At 44.7% G+C, this 20,890-nt stretch carries 18 protein-coding genes; 11 read left to right on the top strand and 7 right to left on the bottom strand.

Annotated features, from left to right (window positions below; genetic code table 11):
• The first annotated feature begins 150 nt into the window (after positions 1-150).
• Positions 151-1,440 (top strand): citrate synthase, encoded by a 1,290-nt coding sequence (locus PK654_RS04430; protein WP_271697884.1) that lies wholly within the window; start codon positions 151-153, stop codon positions 1,438-1,440.
• An 81-nt stretch (positions 1,441-1,521) separates the two neighbouring features.
• Here the strand turns inward: PK654_RS04430 and PK654_RS04425 are convergent, their stop codons facing one another.
• Complete coding sequence (locus PK654_RS04425) at positions 1,522-3,057, bottom strand: methyl-accepting chemotaxis protein (protein ID WP_271697883.1); 1,536 nt, start codon at positions 3,055-3,057, stop codon at positions 1,522-1,524.
• Positions 3,058-3,180: 123 nt separating this feature from the next.
• Positions 3,181-3,936 (bottom strand): Nif3-like dinuclear metal center hexameric protein, encoded by a 756-nt coding sequence (locus PK654_RS04420; RefSeq protein WP_271697882.1) that lies wholly within the window; start codon positions 3,934-3,936, stop codon positions 3,181-3,183.
• A 73-nt stretch (positions 3,937-4,009) separates the two neighbouring features.
• Between PK654_RS04420 and PK654_RS04415 the strand changes: the two genes are divergently transcribed.
• Positions 4,010-4,765 (top strand): DUF1853 family protein, encoded by a 756-nt coding sequence (locus PK654_RS04415; RefSeq protein ID WP_271697881.1) that lies wholly within the window; start codon positions 4,010-4,012, stop codon positions 4,763-4,765.
• A gap of 53 nt (positions 4,766-4,818) precedes the next feature.
• Here the strand turns inward: PK654_RS04415 and pgm are convergent, their stop codons facing one another.
• Together pgm and seqA are read right to left on the bottom strand one after the other, a co-directional pair.
• Positions 4,819-6,465 (bottom strand): phosphoglucomutase (alpha-D-glucose-1,6-bisphosphate-dependent), encoded by a 1,647-nt coding sequence (gene pgm, locus PK654_RS04410; RefSeq protein ID WP_271697880.1) that lies wholly within the window; start codon positions 6,463-6,465, stop codon positions 4,819-4,821.
• 120 nt (positions 6,466-6,585) lie between these two features.
• Positions 6,586-7,158 carry a replication initiation negative regulator SeqA gene (gene seqA / locus PK654_RS04405; RefSeq protein ID WP_271697878.1) on the bottom strand — a complete coding sequence of 191 codons (573 nt, stop codon included), beginning with the start codon at positions 7,156-7,158 and terminating at the stop codon, positions 6,586-6,588.
• 151 nt (positions 7,159-7,309) lie between these two features.
• On the opposite strand from seqA, the gene PK654_RS04400 reads away from it, so the two are divergent.
• From PK654_RS04400 to fldA, 3 genes are all read left to right on the top strand, one after another.
• A complete protein-coding gene (locus PK654_RS04400; protein ID WP_271697877.1) occupies positions 7,310-8,074 on the top strand; it encodes an alpha/beta fold hydrolase in 765 nt (254 codons plus the stop codon).
• 144 nt (positions 8,075-8,218) lie between these two features.
• Complete coding sequence (locus tag PK654_RS04395; RefSeq protein WP_271697876.1) at positions 8,219-8,440, top strand: DUF2788 domain-containing protein; 222 nt, start codon at positions 8,219-8,221, stop codon at positions 8,438-8,440.
• 47 nt (positions 8,441-8,487) lie between these two features.
• Positions 8,488-9,015, top strand: coding sequence for a flavodoxin FldA (gene fldA / locus PK654_RS04390; protein WP_271697875.1), 528 nt, complete (start codon positions 8,488-8,490; stop codon positions 9,013-9,015).
• Positions 9,016-9,045: 30 nt separating this feature from the next.
• On the opposite strand, the gene PK654_RS04385 is transcribed toward fldA, so the two are convergent.
• Positions 9,046-9,549 (bottom strand): DUF4442 domain-containing protein, encoded by a 504-nt coding sequence (locus PK654_RS04385; RefSeq protein ID WP_271697874.1) that lies wholly within the window; start codon positions 9,547-9,549, stop codon positions 9,046-9,048.
• A 179-nt stretch (positions 9,550-9,728) separates the two neighbouring features.
• Here PK654_RS04385 and fur point away from each other — a divergent pair, with 179 nt between their 5' ends.
• Positions 9,729-10,175: a ferric iron uptake transcriptional regulator gene (fur, locus tag PK654_RS04380; RefSeq protein ID WP_271697873.1), complete on the top strand. Its 447-nt coding sequence runs from the start codon at positions 9,729-9,731 to the stop codon at positions 10,173-10,175.
• 176 nt (positions 10,176-10,351) lie between these two features.
• On the opposite strand, the gene glnS is transcribed toward fur, so the two are convergent.
• A complete protein-coding gene (gene glnS / locus PK654_RS04375; RefSeq protein ID WP_271697872.1) occupies positions 10,352-12,019 on the bottom strand; it encodes a glutamine--tRNA ligase in 1,668 nt (555 codons plus the stop codon).
• A 351-nt stretch (positions 12,020-12,370) separates the two neighbouring features.
• Positions 12,371-13,864: an N-acetylglucosamine-specific PTS transporter subunit IIBC gene (nagE, locus tag PK654_RS04370; RefSeq protein ID WP_271697871.1), complete on the bottom strand. Its 1,494-nt coding sequence runs from the start codon at positions 13,862-13,864 to the stop codon at positions 12,371-12,373.
• Positions 13,865-14,117: 253 nt separating this feature from the next.
• On the opposite strand from nagE, the gene nagB reads away from it, so the two are divergent.
• The 5 genes from nagB (at position 14,118) to asnB (ending at position 20,811) form a co-directional block, all read left to right on the top strand.
• Positions 14,118-14,921 (top strand): glucosamine-6-phosphate deaminase, encoded by an 804-nt coding sequence (gene nagB, locus PK654_RS04365; protein WP_271697870.1) that lies wholly within the window; start codon positions 14,118-14,120, stop codon positions 14,919-14,921.
• A gap of 18 nt (positions 14,922-14,939) precedes the next feature.
• On the top strand, positions 14,940-16,076 hold the full coding sequence (nagA, locus tag PK654_RS04360) for an N-acetylglucosamine-6-phosphate deacetylase (RefSeq protein WP_271698787.1): 1,137 nt from the start codon (positions 14,940-14,942) through the stop codon (positions 16,074-16,076).
• 2 nt (positions 16,077-16,078) lie between these two features.
• The gene (gene nagC, locus PK654_RS04355; RefSeq protein WP_271697869.1) at positions 16,079-17,293 is read left to right on the top strand and encodes a DNA-binding transcriptional regulator NagC; all 1,215 of its coding nucleotides are present in this window, start codon (positions 16,079-16,081) and stop codon (positions 17,291-17,293) included.
• Positions 17,294-17,364: 71 nt separating this feature from the next.
• Positions 17,365-18,966, top strand: a complete 1,602-nt coding sequence (locus PK654_RS04350) for a cation:proton antiporter family protein (protein ID WP_271697868.1) — start codon at positions 17,365-17,367, stop codon at positions 18,964-18,966.
• Positions 18,967-19,146: 180 nt separating this feature from the next.
• A complete protein-coding gene (asnB, locus tag PK654_RS04345) occupies positions 19,147-20,811 on the top strand; it encodes an asparagine synthase B (RefSeq protein WP_271697867.1) in 1,665 nt (554 codons plus the stop codon).
• The last annotated feature ends 79 nt before the right edge of the window (positions 20,812-20,890 follow it).

The raw sequence follows: 20,890 nt of genomic DNA, 5'->3' as shown, positions 1-20,890 counted from the left end.
AGCACATGTTTTTTAAACGAAAAATGATGAAAATCTTAACAAGTGCACACAAAAAGTTAGAAAAATTGACTTTACTTGTGATCATGCGTACAAATTAGTGCGCTAATTTAAAGCCCTGGATGGACAAAATTATAATCAAAGGAGAATGTTATGGCAGATAAGAATGCGACCCTTCATATTGAAGGCAAAGCACCCATTGAACTGCCGATTATGGACGGAACTTTAGGCCCGGAGGTAATCGATGTTCGCAAATTAGGTTCAAATGGCTACTTTACTTTTGACCCTGGTTTTCTTGCCACTGCATCTTGTGAATCCCAGATCACTTTTATTGATGGCGGTAAAGGTGTTCTGTTACACCGAGGCTATCCAATTGATCAGCTAGCTAACAACGCAGACTATCTGGAAGTTTGTTATATCTTGTTATATGGCGAAGCACCAAATCGCAAACAGTACGAAGAATTCAAAAAAATCGTCACTAAACACACCATGGTTCATGAGCAAATTGCCAGCTTCTTCCACGGATTCAGACGTGATGCTCACCCAATGGCAATTATGGTTGGTGTTGTTGGTGCCCTTGCTGCTTTCTACCATGATTCACTTGATATTAATAACGACACTCACCGTGAAATTGCGGCTTACCGTCTGCTTTCAAAAATGCCGACTCTGGCTTCAATGTGTTACAAGTACTCAATCGGTCAGCCGTTCATTTACCCACGTAATGACCTGAACTATGCAGAAAACTTCCTGCATATGATGTTTGCAAACCCATGTGAAGACTACGAAGTAAACCCTGTTGTTGCCCGTGCTATGGATAAGATTCTTACCCTGCACGCCGACCACGAGCAAAATGCTTCGACCTCGACTGTGCGTCTGGCGGGTTCTTCCGGTGCTAACCCATTTGCTTGTATTGCCGCAGGTATCGCATCACTTTGGGGCCCTGCACACGGTGGTGCAAACGAAGCCTGTCTGAGAATGCTGGAAGAGATCGGCTCAGTAGACAATATCCCAATGTATGTTGCCAAAGCGAAAGACAAGGATGACCCGTTCCGCCTGATGGGCTTCGGTCACCGTGTTTATAAGAACTATGACCCACGTGCAACGGTTATGCGTGAAGCGTGCCACGAAGTTCTTAAAGAGCTTAACATCGAAGATCCACTACTGGATGTGGCAATGGAGCTTGAGAAGATCGCTCTGTCAGATGAGTACTTTGTAGAGAAGAAACTATACCCGAACGTAGACTTCTACTCAGGTATCATTCTGAAAGCTATCGGTATTCCGGTATCTATGTTTACGGTAATCTTCGCTATGGCACGTACCATAGGCTGGATTGCTCACTGGAACGAAATGCACACAGATCCAAACAACCGTATCGGCCGACCACGTCAGCTATATACTGGCAAGCAGATGCGTGATTTTGAACCTCTGCATGAGCGTGAATAATTTCCGCATAAAGTAATACCAAAAACGCCTTCTAATGAAGGCGTTTTTTATTGCGATTTGTTTATTACTGCCTGTTTAGTATTACTTGCAGAAAGCACTAATCAATCTTTCCAGACTGTCTAACTCTCCTATCACTTTCTTGGTCCTGTCCACCGACAACTCAGAGAGGTTACCAGAGCCGGAAACAGCCTCTTTCATTCTTTCAATATGCATAACAATTTCATTGGTTACTGCTACCTGCTCATTTAATGCCTCTGAAGTCTCTTCAGACTGACTCCCCACTACACCTATCTGAGCAACAATATCAATAAAAGCCGTATGACTCTGCTGAGTACTCTCTACACTCTGATCAGAAAAGCGTTGTCCGGAAACAATTGTCTGACTAGTTTGTTTAACGGTATTTTGCAGGCCTTCGATTTTTTGCCGAATATCCTCAACCGACTGAGCCGTTTTACCGGACAGAGAACGGACTTCATCAGCGACTACGGCAAAGCCTCTGCCCGCCTCTCCCGCTCTTGCGGCTTCAATAGCAGCATTCAGGGCCAGCAAATTGGTCTGTTCTGCAATGGACTGAATCAACTCCAGAATACTCTCTACACTGCGCACTTCTTTATCTAGCTGTTCAAGGGAAGACTGAGAAGAGAGCAGTTCTTGATGCAACTGCTGAGTGGCATTTAATGAGTCATTAACTACTGCCTGACCATTTTCGGCAATATTCTGCACCCTAAGCGCATAATCTGCGTTCTCTTTGGCCTTAACCGCCACAGTCTCAATTGCCTCAAGCATTTCTTGCGCAGACATAGACATGGCATCAGTCGCGACTGTCTGCTCATGTATATTATCTGTTAGTGTCTCGCGGCTTTTCAGTTCCTCTTTGCTGGCCGTGCGGATCTTTTGAGTTGTTTCTACCGATCTGGCGGTCACTGCCCTTAGCTCTGCACTTTTCATTTTTGCAGACAGTTCTATGGCAGACCAGTCATCATAAAACCCGGTATAGGGGTGCTCCATCAGACTGTTGTCGTACTGCTTCTTCGCTAAGCGTAAAACCGACTTATGCCGTTGCCTTAGCCAGAGACTAACAGGGATCTGCAGACCGGCAAATACTGCCGGCAGCCACCATCCCGTAATACCGGTAGCTGTTAAACCTAAGCTCCCGGCACAGGCCAGATTAAGTGTCAGATTCCAGTCTATCCAGCGACGTCGCATCCGGCTGCCGGATTTTCCGGACAGGATTGATTTATACAGCTTTTCTGCCCGCGCAATCTGTTCATTGTCAGGTTTACTGCGTACCGATTGATACTCGAAAACCTGACCATGACTGTCCATAATCGGTGTAACAAAAGCCGATACCCAATAATGAGAGTCACTCTCTTTGCACTGATTCTTTACCAATCCCATCCAGTTCTGACCAGATTGGATATAATCCCATAACTGACCGAATGCCGCCTTTGGCATATCTTTGTGACGAATAAGATTGTGTGGCTTTCCTGTTAGTTCCTCGGGCTTGTAACCTGCAACTCTGCAAAACACATCATTGCAGTAAGTAATATGGCTATCTGGTGTTGTGGTCGATATAAGGCTCTCTTGCTGCGAATACTCCACTCGTTTCTGTGTCATTAGCCAACTCCGTTTGTTTTCCGAGCTTTACCCTGAGCAGCAGTTCTGTCAGGGCAACTCTGTTTATTAGAACATCCTCAATGACAAGTATTACGCAAGAAAAAAATTATTCAAATTAAATAGTTATACAGGGTTATCGATATCAATAAACTCTACATCCAGACCATGTTCAGTTGCTAACCACTCGCCCAGTGCTTTAACACCATACCGCTCGGTGGCATGATGACCGGCAGCAAAATAGTGGATATCTAACTCTCTGGCCGAATAGGTGGTTCTTTCTGAAATTTCGCCGGAAATAAAAGCATCCAGCCCTTTGGCGGCGGCAAGTTCAATGTAATCCTGCCCTCCTCCGGTGCACCAGCCGACAGACTGAATAAGTTTGTCTGACTCAGGCGCTATATGCAGTGGCTTACGGTTCAACGCCTGTTCTATACGTTGCGAAAACTCTGACGCCTTCAGCGGTTGCTTTAATGTGCCAAACAGAGCAACAGATTGCGGACCAGCCTCAAAGCCGCCCTCAATCTTTATCTCAAGTAACCTTGCCAGTTCGGCGTTGTTGCCAAGCTCAGGGTGAACATCAAGGGGTAGATGGTAAGCGTATAAGTTAATATCATTTTTAATCAGAGACTTAACTCTTTTACCCTTCATACCTCTGATTGCTTCAGGCTCCCCTTTCCAGAAATAGCCGTGATGGACTAAGATTGCATCAGCCTGTTTTTCGATGGCGGTTTCTATTAATGCCTGCGAGGCAGTGACACCGGTAATGATCTTTTTAACTTCACTACCTCCCTCAATCTGTAATCCATTCGGGCAGTAATCTTTAATAAGCTCTGGTGATAGTTTTTGGTTGAGTATTGCTTCTAGTTCTATATTGTTCATTTTCTCTGATACCAAATTAAGGTCTGTGCCGTATTATACTTGAGTATATTTGAGCATATCACAGGAGATTGTTATGCAGGAATCTGTCGGAAAAATTGCACAGTGGATTGTCAGCCAGCCTACGCTGTTGATAGCAAATCAGGCTCCGGTCAGCGATAACCCTTTCAGGCAGTGTGACGGATTTTCTCCACCAGCATATAACGGCAGCTCAAGGTTGGGTTTTGTTTATCAGGAGCTATGCCATCAGCTGTTTCAGTATCACCCTGATTACCGTGTTGAGCTTGAAGAGTTTCAGGTTCAACAGGGAAAACAAACACTTGGTGCTATTGATTTTATCGTCTGTAATCAAGCTATTGAACACTGGGAAGTAGCACTTAAATTTTACCTGTTACACGACGGGCTCTGGTTTGGACCGGAAGGTCAGGACAGGCTGGATATCAAACTCGACCGGATGCTTAACCATCAGCTGGCTATGTCGTCATGTGCTGAATTTACCCGTCAGTTTCCTCAGTTTAGCCACGCTAAGAAAATGTTGTTTATTCAGGGACGGCTCTATATCAACCCCTTCTTAGATCAAAGGGTTCCTGATAACTGCCTTGGCTATACATTAAACCCCGAATGCTGTAACGGAAAATGGTGTTATCAAAGCCAGCTAAATGGCATTAAACAGAAACTATATCCACTGGATAAACTAAACTGGGTGGCAGGCATAACTAATCCTGACAAGCTGCTGGACAGCACTATGCCGGCAGACAGAACTGTACATTGTCAGTCAGAGTCCGGTGAGTTCTGGATGATTGTTCCTGATGGCTGGCCAGAGAAACGATAGATACTAAAAAGCCGATACAAATTGTATCGGCTTAGTCTCAGCTATAGGGTTAATTATAAACCAGCGTCAGCAAACACCTGATTTACAATCTCCTGAGCTTCTTTCTCAATCAGCTTAAGGTGCTGTTCACCTTTAAAGCTTTCACAGTAAATCTTATAGATCTCTTCAGTACCAGATGGGCGGGCTGCAAACCAGCCATTCTCAGTAGTCACCTTTAGTCCACCGATAGCAGCACCGTTACCCGGAGCATGAGTCAGACGGGCAGTGATTTTCTCACCTGCCAGCATTTCGGCTGAAACCATCTCTGGTGAGAGCTTAGATAACACCTTCTTCTGTTCACTATTGGCAACAGCAGAAATGCGGTTGTACTCAGAAGCACCATGTTTCGCTGCCAGCTCTTCATAATATTGCTGAGGGTTCTTGCCGGTTACCGCAGTAATCTCAGCAGCCAGAAGGCAAAGCAAAATACCGTCCTTATCTGTAGACCAAGGCGTTCCATCCTTACGCAGGAAGGAAGCACCAGCACTCTCTTCACCACCAAAACCGAATGAACCGTTATACAAGCCATCAACAAACCATTTAAAGCCAACCGGAACTTCACACAGTTCCCGGCCAAGGTCGGCTACCACTCTGTCGATAAGTGCACTGGATACCAGAGTCTTACCTACGGCAACCTCTTTGCCCCAGTTATCACGGTGGCGGTACAGGTAGTCAATACAAACCGCCAGATAGTGGTTAGGGTTCATCAAGCCTGACGGAGTCACGATACCGTGTCTGTCGTAATCAGGGTCATTACCAAAGGCTAAATCATACTCATCTTTCAGTGCCAGCAAACCTGCCATGGCGTATGGGGAAGAACAATCCATACGGACAACGCCATCTTTATCCAGAGACATAAACTGGAAAGATGGGTCAATCGCTTCACTCACTAAGGTAATATCCAGTTGATAAGCCGCAGCAATCTGGCGCCAGTAATCGATGCCTGAACCACCCAGAGGATCGACACCGATTTTCAGCTTCGCTTTCTGGATCGCTTGCATATCGATAACATTGATTAAGTCATCAACATAAGGCTTAACTAAGTCCTGCTCGCATAGCAGTTCACTCTGCTTAGCCTGTGCAAGAGGCATTCTTTTTACCCCGGTCAGGCCTTCTGCGATCAGTTGGTTGGCTCTGTCTTCAATTGCAGAGGTCAGTTCCCCTTCTGCAGGACCACCATGAGGAGGGTTGTATTTGATACCACCATCCTGAGGCGGGTTATGCGACGGAGTAATAACAATCCCGTCCGCTTTATCCTGATGCTTAAGATTATGAGTCAGAATTGCATGAGAAATGCCCGGCGTCGGTGTATAACCGTTCTCTTCTTGCACCACAACCTGAATGCCATTGGCAACCAATACTTCAATAGCAGAATAGATAGCCGCTTCAGACAAGGCATGAGTATCTTTACCTACGTATATGGGGCCTGTGGTTCCGTGGGCTAAGCGCACTTCAGCAATCGCCTGAGCGATGGCCAGAATATGATGCTCATTAAATGTAGATTTATCCGCGCATCCGCGGTGACCGGAAGTGCCGAACTGAACCTTGTGGGCCGGATTTGCCGCATCTGGCTGCAGAAGAAAGTAATTCGCAACCAACGCAGGAATATTATGTAAATCTTCTTGCAGTGCTTTCTGCCCTGCCCGGGAGTGTATCGCCATCGAATAATCCTTTAAAAAATAAAAATAAACATTACAAACTAAAAAGCCTCATAACGACGCTTGAGGACTACATCATTATGAGGCTGAAATCTTATATAAAACTAGATTACCATTTTAAATTTATATCGAACTGCACACTTTTTCGATTAACTCGGCCGGGTAGCTCATTCTGGTCATCAATTGCTCAACCATCTGGCGTTTACGATTAGTGTTGTTGTTGGTAATCACCCAGAAAGGCGTTTCTGGTATTGCCCGTGGTTTGGTGGTTTTACCACTGGCGAGCAGAACAGCTTCATTATCGGCAAAGTAAACCCGTGTTCTGCCTTTTACTTGTGTCGCTTCAGCAAAGCTCTGCTTATCGGTCTGATACAGAGATGACAACACCAGCATAAAACGATCAATGGCTTTTTTACTTCCGGCAAACTCGTCTGAGATCAGAAGCGATCTCATCACTTTAACGCCGTCGACTTTTTCTGTATTACCAGCGTCTTTGCTTACAACCAGCCCTGCCGGTTCTTTAGTAACAGGTGTCGACTCTTCTACGATCGCAGACTCAGCGACTTTAGGAGTGGATTGCTCTGTACCATCCATATTAAGTAGCCGCCTTAAAATGTCCGATGCACTCTCACCAATATGCTCGGTCTGGCTTGCTATATAACGGTAAAGATCCTCTTCTACTTCAATCGTTTTCATTCGCTTTCACAATCTCACTGTTTGAATATCCTGATGATTATACTCAAACAGGTTAAAGATGCGAGTTCCAACTCAGAATAATGTGTATTGAGTTTGCCTGAGCAGAAACGAAGCACTAACATAGGCTTAAAACTTCAACAACAAATAAACTATGTCTGCGTTGCTCAACTATAAACTTCAGGGAGAAGGTCAGCCCCTTCTGTTAATACACGGCCTGTTCGGCAATCTGGATAACTTAGGTCTGCTAGCCCGGGATTTAGCCAGTGATTTTCAGGTGCTCAGTATCGATCTAAGAAATCACGGTGTTTCATTCCATGATACCAGCCATACCTATCAGGAGATGGCTGATGATGTATCTCAGTTACTTAATCACCTTGGACTAAAACAAGTTATTGTTATCGGTCACTCCATGGGCGGAAAAGTGGCGATGAAGCTTGCTTCTGACCATCCGCAAGCGGTCAGCAAACTGGTAGTAATGGATATGGCTCCTGTGGCTTATCAGTACCGGAAACATGACAACGTTTTTGCCGGCTTGGAAGCAGTTATTCAACATCGTCCGGCCAATCGTAATGAAGCACTTTCATTATTGGCAGAACATATAGAGATGGAAGGGGTTCGTCAGTTTCTGGGCAAATCCCTCTACCGGGCAGAAGGTTATCTGAAATGGCGCTTCAATGTGCCGGCCATTCTGGATAATTACTGGAATATTCTGGGATGGGATTTACAACCGGGATGCCCTGTCGCTACGCTATTTCTTAAAGGTGCAGATTCGGACTATATTACTGCTGAATATCAGAAAGAGATTCAGCAACAATTTCCTAATGCCAAAGCGCATATTATTGCTAATACCGGTCACTGGTTACACGCAGAAAAACCACAAGAAGTGGTCAGGGCAATAAGGCGATTTATCCGCTAAAAAACATAAGCAGTGTATAAGAATCCCCAAGCTGATTGATTCTCAGTTTATGGTCTATAACATCAATTTCACACAGGATAGATCATTAACTTTACATGTTAACAGTGATATAGTTCTCCAACTAATTTGGCATAGGAAAATGATATGCTCTACGACTACATGGATACATTAAACACAATCGGCTTAGATTTGCTGTTTGCCGGTATCTTCTTTTTTATCGGAATGGCGATAAAAGATGTGCTTAAACAAGGCAATGTTCCTGTATTCGGTCAGCGGGTAGTATGGTCTGTTCTGTTTTTAGGTTGTGCAGGCTTTATCGCTAAAGGCATTATTCAACTTAGCTGGGAAGGCACCGGGCTGGGTTGACGGTCGTTTTCCGCCAATATCAACAATAAATATATAGGTATTCATTTATGGCAAGTGTAGGTCTCTTCTTTGGTAGCGATACTGGTAATACAGAAGCCGTTGCAAAGATGATTCAAAAGCAGCTGACTAAGAAGCTCGTTCACGTTCAGGATATTGCAAAAAGCAGTAAAGAAGATCTGGATAACTTTGACCTGTTGATTCTGGGTATTCCTACCTGGTATTACGGTGAAGCTCAGTGTGACTGGGATGACTTTTTCCCTGAGTTAGAAGACATTGATTTCTCTACCAAGCTGGTTGCTATTTTCGGTTGCGGCGATCAGGAAGACTATGCTGAGTATTTCTGTGATGCTATGGGTAACATCCGTGATATCGTGGAAGCCAAAGGCGGTACTGTATTAGGTCACTGGCCAACTGAAGGTTATGAGTTTGAAGCGTCTAAAGCTCTGGTAGACGATGAAACTTTTGTCGGTCTATGCATTGACGAAGATCGCCAGCCAGAACTTACCGATGAGCGTGTAACCAAGTGGGTTCAGCAGATTCATGAAGAGATGTGCCTGTCTGAATTAGAAGACTAATTCCCCACAGCAGAATGTCGAAGCGCCTCATTAAACTGAGGCGCTTTCTTGTTCATACTGACGGTACTTGGGCTTTTTCCTGACATACAGTTTTCTCTGCACTTCTGAAACCACATTTTCATTACGATCCTTAACGTAAATTATAAATTCAGGAAAACACTTCTCACCGCACGCTGTTTCACTCAATATTTTATCCAGCATATCCTGACTAATCTGAAACTCTGCATATAAATCACTGGAGCCCGGCTTAATAAAATTAATACTCGCCTCTTTATCCCAGACATAGTACTCCTCTCCCAATATTCCCATCAGCATAAGAGCGTAAATAGGATCCGTCAGCGAGAAGATACTTCCTCCATACTGAGTTCTATTGGCATTTTTATTCCACCAACGCAGCTTTAGCCTGACACGTACATTGCGAAAATCTTCGCTTATACTCTCAATTTTAATCCCCGATCCCCAAAATGGCGGCCAGATGTTCAGTGCAAACCGCACAATTCCCGGCTTATAAATCCGTGCAATACCTTTGTTCATAACCTTCCCTGTTAACAAATTGTTATTGGCAGAGTACAATATCTGAAATTTCGAGCAAATATTCAAATATTTATTATTAAGCCTTTGAAGTTTTGGGTTTAATGTTAGTTCACGCTGACCTATAATAGGAACAATTGTAACTGTCGCATTAACTATGCAGTTCATCTACAGGAAGAGATATGACAGATAATAATAAAGCGCTTAAAGATGCCGGACTAAAAGTGACCCTACCGCGTCTTAAAATTCTTGAGGTACTTCAAGAGCCTGCGAGTCAACATATAAGCGCTGAAGAGCTCTACAAAAAGCTAATAGACCTTGGTGAAGAAATTGGACTTGCGACAGTATATCGTGTTCTTAACCAGTTTGATGATGCAGGTATTGTGACACGTCACCACTTCGAAGGTGGCAAATCTGTATTCGAATTATCAACTCAGCATCACCATGATCACTTGGTTTGCCTTGATTGTGGCGAAGTTATTGAGTTTTCAGATGAGGTTATCGAGCAGCGTCAGAAAGAGATTGCACAGTCATACAATATTGAATTGACCAACCATAGCCTTTACCTATACGGAAAGTGCCTGAATGGTGACTGTAAAACCGATGCCAACGCTCATATGAAGAAATAACAGTGTTATTTCTCAACATGCATATAAAAGCCAGTTTGTTATAGCTGGCTTTTTTAATGCCTGCTGAACAAGGCAACGAATCTTCAGCTGCTATTAGCAAAATAAGTCGTTCCGCAATATAAAAAAACGCCCGATACCAACTGGTCCGGGCGTTTTTTATAGCTATTATCTGGCGTTTAAACGTCTTTCTTAGCCCAGGTATCCCGTAGGCCAACTGTGCGGTTAAACACTAAAGCATCCGCTTTTGAATCCTTAGAGTCTGCACAGAAATAACCAGTACGTTCAAACTGATAACCCTTCTCGGCAACAGCCTCGGCTAAGCTTGGCTCAACAAAACCATTTTTAACCACTAGTGAATCCGGGTTAATGGTTTCAGCAAAGTTATCTGTTGCAGCCGGGTTTTCAACGGTAAACAGACGGTCATACAGTCTGATTTCAGCCGGCAAACCATGGCTTGCTGATACCCAATGAATAACCCCTTTAACCTTACGCCCGTCTGACGGGTTCTTACCAAGGGTTTCTGAATCGTATGAGCAGAAGATAGTGGTGATGTTACCATCGGCGTCTTTTTCAATACGCTCAGCTTTAATCACATAAGCACCACGCAGACGAACTTCTTTACCAAGAACCAGACGCTTATACTTTTTGTTTGCTTCTTCACGGAAGTCATCACGCTCAATATACACTTCACGGGTAAACGGAACATCTCGGCTGCCCATTTCCGGTTTGTTCGGGTGATTAGCAACTGACAGAGTCTCTACTGATGACTCATCATAGTTTTCAATCACAACTTTAACCGGATCCAGCACTGCCATTGCACGAGGTGCATTGTCGTTCAGGTCATCACGGATACAAGATTCCAGAGAACCAAACTCAATCATGTTCTCCTGCTTAGTGACACCAATACGCTTACAGAACTCACGGATAGACGCAGGTGTAAAGCCACGACGACGCAGGCCGGAAATAGTTGGCATACGTGGATCATCCCAGCCATTAACCAGATTTTCAGAAACCAGCTGGCTAAGCTTACGCTTAGACATTACTGTGTATTCCAGATTCAGGCGGCTAAACTCGTACTGACGAGGCTGGCAGTCAATGGTAATGTTTTCCAGAATCCAGTCGTAAATACGGCGGTTGTCCTGAAACTCCAGCGTACAGATAGAGTGAGTAATCCCTTCCAGCGCATCAGAAATACAATGAGTAAAGTCGTACATCGGATAGATACACCACTTATCACCAGTCTGATGGTGATGGGCAAAACGAACACGGTAAATAACCGGGTCACGCATCACCATAAATGAAGATGCCATATCAACTTTCGCACGCAGACAAGCTTTGCCTTCTTCGAACTCCCCATTACGCATTTTTTCAAACAGCGCCAGGTTCTCTTCAACACTGCGGTCGCGGTAAGGGCTATTCTTACCCGGCTCTTTCAATGTTCCGCGGTACTCGCGTATCTGCTCCGGACTTAGCTCATCAACATACGCTAAGCCTTTAGTAATCAATTCAACTGCATAGCCGTAAAGCTTATCAAAGTAGTCAGAAGAGTAATGAATATCTCCCGCCCACTCAAAGCCTAACCAGTGCACATCATTTTTAATAGATTCAACGTATTCGATGTCTTCTTTCTCAGGGTTTGTATCATCAAAACGGAGATTACATTGTCCCTGATAGTCCTGAGCAATACTAAAGTTCAAACAGATAGATTTAGCGTGACCGATATGCAGGTAGCCATTCGGCTCCGGCGGAAATCGAGTATGCACACTTGTGTGTTTGCCATCCGCAAGATCTTTATCAATGATTTGGCGAATGAAATTCGATGGACGAGCTTCAGCTTCACTCATCTAAGCACCTCTATTTTTTGGGAGGATCGGTTATAAAACAACCGCCCTAGTATTGTCAGAAATTCGTTCCCAACGGCTGCCTGTTACTATTGCGAAGCCAGCCTGGGTTTTAGCTCCTAATGATCCACATTTATCACTATCGACACAACTAAAAGTGATGAAATAATAGTAATTTCCGCTCTTTTTATAGGGAAGTAACTTGTTCCGGTTAATTTACTCTGGAATCGGAGGCATTTATGACCTTGCAATAAGGTCTTTTGCACAAGAATACATAACTTAGCTGATCTGAATGGTAAGAACGAAAAAGGCCTTCCGGTTGGAAGGCCTATTCAATTAATCACTTATCAGAAGTTATGGTACCTGTACTTCAACAAGGTCTTCTGATGCAGGAATATTCTTCATCTCACCGGCAATAATTTCAGCCAGAGGACCAAGGATAACCTGAAGGTTGTTGTTACCCAGCTTAACCACACCCATTGCACCAAGGGCTTTCAGTTTAGCTTCGTCTACAATTTCCATATCTTTAACTGTTAAGCGCAGACGGGTAATACAAGCATCAATGTTTTGCAGGTTATCGTGTCCACCCAGAACTTTCAGATACTTTTTAGCAAGTACTGCTGAGTCTTCACTTACACCACTGCTTTTCGCTTCAACTGCATCTTCATCTTCACGACCCGGCGTTTTCAGCTTGAAGGTTGTGATAGCCCAGCGGAACACAAAGTAGTAGATAGCGAAGAATGCGAAGCCCTGAACAATCAGCATATACCACTTGTTCGCCAGTGGGTTTTGCGCAGACAGCACCATATCCACAAGGCCAGCAGAGAAACCGAAACCAGCAGTCCAGTTCATCATATCGGCGATAAACAGAGAGACACCTGTCAATACTGCGTGTACCAGATACAGTACCGGAGCAAGGAACATAAAGGAGAACTCTAGCGGCTCAGTTACACCTGTGAAGAACGATGCGAAACCTGCAGCAATCATAATAGAAGCTACACGCGCTTTATGTTCAGGACGGGCAGTATGGTAGATAGCAAGAGCGGCACCCGGCAGACCAAACATCATAATCGGGAAGAAACCAGCCATATAGCGGCCTGTTTCACCAACAACACCAACACCAGCTTCTACTGCATTCGGAGTCCACCAGTTACCAAGGTCGTTAATGCCCGCCATATCGAACCAGAACACTGAGTTAAGTGCGTGGTGCAGACCAACAGGAATCAGCAGGCGGTTGAAGAAGCCGTAGATACCAGAACCTACTTCACCTAAACCAACAATGCTTTCACCCAGAGAAATCAGACCGCCAAACACAACCGGCCAGATAAACATAAGCACAAATGAAATCACAATAGCAGCGAAAGAGGTTAAGATAGGAACCAGACGTTTCCCACTAAAGAAGGCGAGTGCTTTATGCAGTTCAACTTGGTAGTAACGGTTGTACAACTCAGCGGCAACGATACCAGACAGAATACCGATAAACTGGTTATTGATCTTATTGAAAGCCAGAGTAGAACCTTCATCTAAAGTAACAAGGCCGATAGCTTCTACCGCACCTGCACCACATAGTGTAGTAATTACCATGTAGCAGACAAAGCCAGCCAGAGCGGCAGCACCGTCTTTATCTTTCGACAGACCGTATGCAACGCCAATTGCAAACAGCACAGACATGTTATCAATGATGGCTGCACCTGCTTTAATTAAGAAAGCCGCCAGCGCATTGTTTCCACCCCAACCAGTTGGATCCAGCCAGTAGCCGATCCCCATTAGTATTGCTGCAGCAGGCAATGTTGCAACTGGTACCATCAGTGCTTTACCTACTTTTTGAAAGTATCCGAGAACGTTCACTGTAAAATTCCCCCTATAGAATTTTAATTAAGTTCGGTTGACTTATTTTAGTCTTCCAATTTAGTCACTTTCAGTTTAAGAAATTAAATTCGTCCCGCAAATTAAAACCTCCATTTGTGTGACTTAGATCTACATGTAAAAGTTGTAAACAAGGATTTTGCTAGCGAGATCATAAAACTTATTTTATGATTCGAATTATTGAAGCTTCGAGCTTAAGATTTAATCGTTATATACATATTGTTGAGGTGTCGTCGTGAGACTTATTCCATTAAATTGCGCACAAGATGTCGGGCTTTGGTCAGCAAAGCATATTGTTAACCGAATCAATACATTTAAGCCAACATCCTCCCGCCCCTTCGTTCTCGGGCTGCCTACCGGCGGCACACCATTAACGACCTATAAGCAGTTAATCCGACTTTATAATGAAGGCGAAGTAAGTTTTGAAAATGTAGTGACGTTCAATATGGATGAGTACGTTGGCATCCCTGCCGATCATCCGGAGTCATACCGATCATTTATGTATGAAAACTTTTTTAACCACATTGATATAAAAGAAGAAAATATTAATCTGCTGAATGGTAATGCAGAGGATCACGAAGCAGAGTGCTTGCGCTATGAAGAGAAAATCCGCTCTTACGGTCAGATTCATCTGTTTATGGGTGGTGTGGGGAACGACGGACATATTGCTTTTAACGAGCCCGCTTCTTCTTTATCATCTAGAACCAGAATTAAAACTCTGACTGAAGATACCCGGATTGCCAACTCGCGCTTTTTTGACGGCGACATTAATCAGGTACCTAAGTATGCTTTAACCATAGGTGTAGGTACGCTACTGGATTCGAAGGAGATCATGATACTGATTACCGGTCATAATAAAGCCCTTGCGTTAGAAGCAGCCGTTGAAGGTTCAGTCAATCATCTCTGGACTGTCTCAGCACTACAACTGCACCCTAAATCTGTCATCGTATGTGATGAACCTTCAACTCAGGAACTGAAAGTCAAAACCGTGAAGTATTTCAGAGAGCTTGAAGCTGAAAATATTAAGAATTTGAAGTAATCAATGAGAAATCCTGCCATGTATGCACTTACCAACTGTACGATTTATTCTGGTAGCGATGTGCTGGAAAACCACGCCGTCATTGTTGACGGCAATACTATCCAGAGCATTTTGCCGTCAGAAGAGGTTGCAGAACATATACCAGTTATTGACCTGCAGGGCGCCAATCTAAGCCCGGGCTTTATCGATCTGCAACTTAACGGCTGTGGCGGCGTTATGTTTAACGATGCAATTTCCGTTGAAACTCTGGATACCATGCACAAAGCAAACCTGAAATCAGGTTGCACAAGCTTTCTGCCAACACTGATTACGTCCTCTGATGCGGATATGCGTCAGGCGATTAAAGTGCAAAAAGAGTATCAGCAACAGCACAAAAACCAGTCGCTCGGCCTGCACCTTGAAGGTCCTTACCTGAATGTGGCAAAGAAAGGGATTCATAACCCTGACTTTATCCGCGCTTCAGACGATGAAATGATTAATTTCATCTGCGAAAATAGTCATCTTATTGCCAAGGTGACCCTTGCTCCTGAGAAGAACCAACCTGAAGTAATTAAAACCTTGGCAGACAACGGCATTGTGGTAGCTATCGGTCATAGTGATGCTACTTATGCTGAAGCCTGTCAGGGATTTGATGCCGGAATCAGTTTTGCTACCCACCTGTTTAACGCCATGTCACCTATGACTGGCAGAGAGCCGGGTACTGTCGGGGCAATTTACGATTCTGAAAAGGTCTATGCCGGCGTGATTGCTGACGGCTACCATGTCGACTATGCCAATATCCGCATTGCTCATAAAGTAAAAGGAGAAAAGCTGGTATTAGTGACAGACGCCACAGCTCCGGCCGGCGCTGAAATGGATCACTTTATTTTTGTCGGCAAGAAAGTATATTACCGGAATGGCAAATGCGTCGATGAAAACGGAACCCTTGGTGGCTCAGCATTGACCATGATTGAAGCAATTGAAAATACCGTTAAATTTGTCGGACTTCCGTTAGATGAAGCACTGAGAATGGCCACCCTATACCCGGCGAGGGCAATAGGCGTCGATCATCACTTAGGACAGATTAAAACAGGAATGACAGCAAACCTGACTGTGTTTGACAATGACTTCAATGTAAACGCAACAGTAGTCAACGGACATTACGAGCAGACATAAATATGAATGGCGGACAAATTGGTAACGTAGATCTGGTAAAACAACTCAACAGTGCGGCTGTATACCGCCTGATTGATCAAAAGGGTCCGATTTCACGGATACAGATCGCCGAAGTTAGCCAGCTTGCTCCCGCCAGCGTCACTAAAATTACCCGTCAGCTTATGGAACGCGGCCTGATCAAAGAGGTCGCGCAGCAAGCCTCTACCGGTGGCCGGCGGGCTATTTCACTCACCACAGAAGTAAACCCTTTCCACTCTGTCGCCATCCGTCTTGGACGGGATTATATTCAGTTTAGTCTGATGAATCTGAGCGGCGAAGAACTGGCCAGCGATCAATCTACCTTCGACTACAGCAATCAGTCTGAACTTAAAGATGGCCTGCTCTCTCTGATCAAAAAGTTTATTGATAGCCATCAGGATAAAATCAAACAACTTATCGCTATTGGTATCGTGTTGCCCGGTCTGGTGAACCCGGAAACCGGCGCTGTCGACTATATTCCTAATACTGATATAGATAGCTTCTCTCTGGGTGATTTGATTCAGGATCACTTTGCCGTCTCCTGTTTTATCGGCAACGATATCCGCGGTAAGGCATTGGCAGAGCATTACTTTGGCGCAAGCCGTGACTGTAATGACTCTATTCTGGTCAGTGTTCACCGGGGAACCGGAGCCGGCATTATTGTTAACGGTCAGGTATTTCTTGGTTCCAACCGCAATGTTGGTGAAATCGGCCATATCCAGATTGACCCATTGGGCAGCCAGTGCCAGTGTGGCAATTTTGGTTGTCTGGAGACCGTTGCCTCTAACCCGGCCATTTTAGAGCGCATTAATGAGCTGTTAAGCAAGGGCTATGACTCCTCGCTGTCTGAACTAAGCACTATCACCATGAAAGAGGTCTGTCAACACGCCTTAGAGGGCGATGATCTGGCAAAACAGAGTCTGGTCAGGGTCGGCAATAAGCTGGGTAAAGCCATTGCCATCACCATCAACCTGTTTAACCCCCAGAAAATTGTCATTGCCGGAGATATCACAGCAGCAAAAGAGTTGGTTTTTCCTGCTATCCGTCGCAATATTGAAACGCAATCTTTAACCACGTTTCATACCAACCTGCCTATCGTTGCTTCAGAGCTTGAAGGCAAGCCGACTATGGGCGCATTTGCTATGATAAAACGTGCCATGCTAAATGGAGTTTTGTTACAAAAACTTCTTGAAGAATAAGCAGTTTTTATGGTCAACTCTAACGGGCTAAGCTTATAACGCTTGGCCTTTTCTGTATTAGAGGGGAAGGTATGGATCTTATTCTGTTGTCCGCAGCATTTATCTCCGGATTTATCGCACTCAAGTGTCAGTTGCCACCCTTAGTGGGTTTTCTGATCGCCGGTTTTTGCTTAAGTTTTGCTGGTTTTGAGTCCAGTCACACCATAGAGCTTCTGGCCGATCTCGGGGTAACGCTGCTGCTGTTTACCATCGGTCTCAAGCTGGATATTAAAACTCTGTTAGCAAAAGAGATTTGGGCAGGAGCAACACTGCATAACCTTTTTTCGACCCTGTTTTTTACCCTCGCCCTTCTGGCGTTAAAACTGATTGGCGTATCGACGCTAACTGCTCTGTCACTGGATCAACTGCTGCTAATTGCTTTTGCCCTGTCATTTTCCAGCACAGTATTCGCCATTAAAACCCTTCAGGAAAAAGGTGAAATGAATGCCATTTATGGCAGCATCGCTATCGGTGTTCTGGTTATGCAGGATATCTTCGCGGTGCTTTTTCTGACCATTTCGACCGGTAAGTTGCCTCTCTGGTACGCCATCTTCCTGTTCGCCCTGCCTTTACTGAGGCCCCTTCTCTACCGGGTTTTATCCTGGGTTGGTCACGGCGAAATGTTGGTGATTTTCGGTATCTTCTCTGCCCTTGTTCTGGGTGCCGGCTTGTTCCAGTTTACCGGAGTAAAAGCGGATCTGGGTGCCCTGATTTTAGGTATGATTCTGGCCGGACATAAAAAGTCTTCTGAACTGTCTAAATCACTATTTAACCTGAAAGAGCTGTTTCTGGTCTGTTTCTTCCTCAATATAGGCCTCTCACAGCACCCTAACCTTTCAGGCTTAATTACTGCCTTTCTGTTTCTGATGTTGTTGCCAGTTAAGGGGATTCTCTACTATTTGGTATTCGATCGCTTTAAATTCCGGGTACGGACTTCATTTCTGGCCAGCCTGACACTGCTCAACTACAGCGAATTCGGTTTGATTGTGGGCGGGCTGGCATACAAACTCGGCTGGTTACCGGGGGATCTTCTGGCCTCCATTGCTATTGCTGTGTCTCTCTCCTTTATCATCGCTTCTCCGCTGAATCGATTTGGTCACACAATGTATCAACGTTCGTCGAACTGGCTTAAGCAGCAGTCAGAGGAAAAACTCAACCAGCTGGATCGCCTGATTAACCCGGGCGAAGCACAGGTACTTATTTTAGGCATGGGCCGGATAGGCACAGGTGCTTATGATGAGTTGACACAAAGATATGGCCACATAAATCTGGGCGTAGAAGTCCGGCAGGATGCCGTTAAGCAACACACCGATCAGGGACGAAACGTTATCTGCGGTGATGCTACTGACCCGGACTTCTGGGAACGTATCTTAGACACGGGAAACGTTCAGCTAATCTTACTGGCCATGCCACACCATTTGGGAAATCAACTGGCACTGCAACAGTTAAAGAATAAAGGATTTAGCGGAAACATAGCCGCTATTGCTGAGTACCCCGATCAACTTGAATCTTTGCTTGAAGAAGGGGTAAATGCTGCCTTTAATATCTACCATGAGGCAGGAAGTGGATTTGCCCGTCATGTTTGTGACCAGTTACAACCAACATTTGATACAGCAAAAAACAGCCATGATTAAAAAACTGGTTATTTAGGCGGCAAAAAATAGATCTCATTCGAAATAAGGCCAAAATATTGGATATTTTCTTTTATTAAGGCTATTTAATTATTTTTTTCATCACAAAAGGTTGCTTTTTTTAACGACAATGGCAAATTTAGGCTATTGCTCCAACGGATATGAATTAGGGAATAAAAGTATATGTGTTCAATTTTTGGCATTTTAGACATAAAAAATGACGATGCAGCGTTACGTCCAATTGCGCTGGAAATGTCTAAAAAACTACGTCACCGCGGTCCAGACTGGTCTGGTATCTACGCTTCAAAACGTGCAATCCTTGCGCATGAACGTTTAGCCATTGTTGGACTGAATAGTGGTGCACAACCTCTGTATAGCCCGGATCGTAAACTGGTTCTGGCCGTTAACGGCGAGATCTATAACCATAAAGAAATTCGTGCAAAGTATGAAGACAGATATGACTTCCAGACAGATTCAGACTGTGAAGTTATTCTGGCTCTTTATCAGGATATGGGTGAAAAACTCCTTGAAGAGCTAAACGGTATTTTTGCTTTTGTTCTTTATGATGAAGAAAAAGATCAGTATCTGGTTGGCCGTGACCATATCGGTATCATGCCTCTTTATCAGGGCCGTGACGGATACGGAAACTACTATGTTGCCTCTGAAATGAAAGCGCTTGTTACGGTTTGTAAAACCGTGAGTGAGTTCCCTCCGGGCAGCTACTTCTCCTCTGAAGATGCAGAACCTCAGCGTTATTACACCCGTGACTGGATGGAATATGACGCAGTAAAAGATAACGAAGCAGATAAAGCAGAGCTTACCGAAGCACTAGAAGCAGCGGTTAAACGCCAGCTAATGACTGACGTACCTTATGGTGTGCTGCTGTCTGGTGGTCTTGACTCTTCTATCACCTCTGCAGTAGCAAAACGATTTGCTGCTATGCGTATCGAAGATGACGAAAAAACCGAGGCATGGTGGCCACAGTTGCACTCCTTTGCCATTGGTCTGGAAGGTGCACCTGACTTAATCGCGGCTCGTGAAGTGGCTGATAAGCTGGGTACAGTACACCATGAGATGACTTATACTGTTCAGGAAGGCCTTGATGCTATCCGTGACGTTATCTATCACATCGAAACCTACGATGTAACCACTATCCGTGCGTCTACTCCTATGTTCCTGATGGGACGTAAAATTAAAGCTATGGGTATCAAGATGGTTCTTTCCGGTGAAGGTGCCGATGAAATCTTCGGTGGTTACCTCTATTTCCACAAAGCGCCAAATGCTAAAGAGATGCATGAAGAGCTGGTTCGTAAACTTCTGGCACTGAACATGTTTGACTGTGCCCGTGCGAACAAGTCTCTGGCTGCATGGGGTGTTGAAGGGCGTGTACCTTTCCTTGATAAAGAGTTTATCGATGTTGCGATGCGCATTAACCCTCAGGCGAAGATGTGTGGCAACGGCAAAATGGAGAAACACATTCTGCGTGAGTGTTTCGAGCACTATCTGCCGGACTCTATTGCATGGCGTCAGAAAGAGCAGTTCTCTGATGGTGTAGGCTACAGCTGGATCGACTCTCTGAAAGAAGTCGCGGAAGCAAAAGTTTCTGATCAGCAGCTTGAAACCGCAGAGTACCGTTTCCCGTACAACACGCCAACAACAAAAGAAGGCTATATGTACCGTGAAATCTTCGAAGAGCTGTTCCCGCTACCATCTGCTGCAGAGTGTGTACCGGGTGGCCCGTCTATCGCATGCTCCTCTGCAAAAGCGATTGAGTGGGATGAAGCCTTTAAGAACATGGCTGACCCTTCAGGTCGTGCAGTACAAACCGTGCATAACGACTCTTACTAAGCTCTGTCAGACCATCACCGCCACACCGGCGGTGATGTAAGAGTAAAATGTAAAAAAGCCTGCCTTTATCAGTAAAGGC

It is taken from the genome of Vibrio sp. SCSIO 43137, assembly GCF_028201475.1.
In the GTDB taxonomy this organism is placed as follows: Bacteria; Pseudomonadota; Gammaproteobacteria; order Enterobacterales; family Vibrionaceae; genus Vibrio.
Note: the sequence above shows the minus strand (reverse complement) of the source record. Positions and strands in the feature narration are given on the sequence as shown.

Coding starts and splice junctions, on each gene's coding strand:
- PK654_RS04415 (WP_271697881.1), top strand. CDS start 4,010: ATGCAGGAATCTGTCGGAAAAATTGCACAGTGGATTGTCAGCCAGCCT.
- nagA (WP_271698787.1), top strand. CDS start 14,940: ATGTATGCACTTACCAACTGTACGATTTATTCTGGTAGCGATGTGCTG.
- fldA (WP_271697875.1), top strand. CDS start 8,488: ATGGCAAGTGTAGGTCTCTTCTTTGGTAGCGATACTGGTAATACAGAA.
- fur (WP_271697873.1), top strand. CDS start 9,729: ATGACAGATAATAATAAAGCGCTTAAAGATGCCGGACTAAAAGTGACC.
- pgm (WP_271697880.1), bottom strand. CDS start 6,465: ATGGCGATACACTCCCGGGCAGGGCAGAAAGCACTGCAAGAAGATTTA.
- PK654_RS04385 (WP_271697874.1), bottom strand. CDS start 9,549: ATGAACAAAGGTATTGCACGGATTTATAAGCCGGGAATTGTGCGGTTT.
- glnS (WP_271697872.1), bottom strand. CDS start 12,019: ATGAGTGAAGCTGAAGCTCGTCCATCGAATTTCATTCGCCAAATCATT.
- PK654_RS04420 (WP_271697882.1), bottom strand. CDS start 3,936: ATGAACAATATAGAACTAGAAGCAATACTCAACCAAAAACTATCACCA.
- asnB (WP_271697867.1), top strand. CDS start 19,147: ATGTGTTCAATTTTTGGCATTTTAGACATAAAAAATGACGATGCAGCG.
- PK654_RS04350 (WP_271697868.1), top strand. CDS start 17,365: ATGGATCTTATTCTGTTGTCCGCAGCATTTATCTCCGGATTTATCGCA.
- PK654_RS04400 (WP_271697877.1), top strand. CDS start 7,310: ATGTCTGCGTTGCTCAACTATAAACTTCAGGGAGAAGGTCAGCCCCTT.
- PK654_RS04395 (WP_271697876.1), top strand. CDS start 8,219: ATGCTCTACGACTACATGGATACATTAAACACAATCGGCTTAGATTTG.
- seqA (WP_271697878.1), bottom strand. CDS start 7,158: ATGAAAACGATTGAAGTAGAAGAGGATCTTTACCGTTATATAGCAAGC.
- PK654_RS04425 (WP_271697883.1), bottom strand. CDS start 3,057: ATGACACAGAAACGAGTGGAGTATTCGCAGCAAGAGAGCCTTATATCG.
- PK654_RS04430 (WP_271697884.1), top strand. CDS start 151: ATGGCAGATAAGAATGCGACCCTTCATATTGAAGGCAAAGCACCCATT.
- nagC (WP_271697869.1), top strand. CDS start 16,079: ATGAATGGCGGACAAATTGGTAACGTAGATCTGGTAAAACAACTCAAC.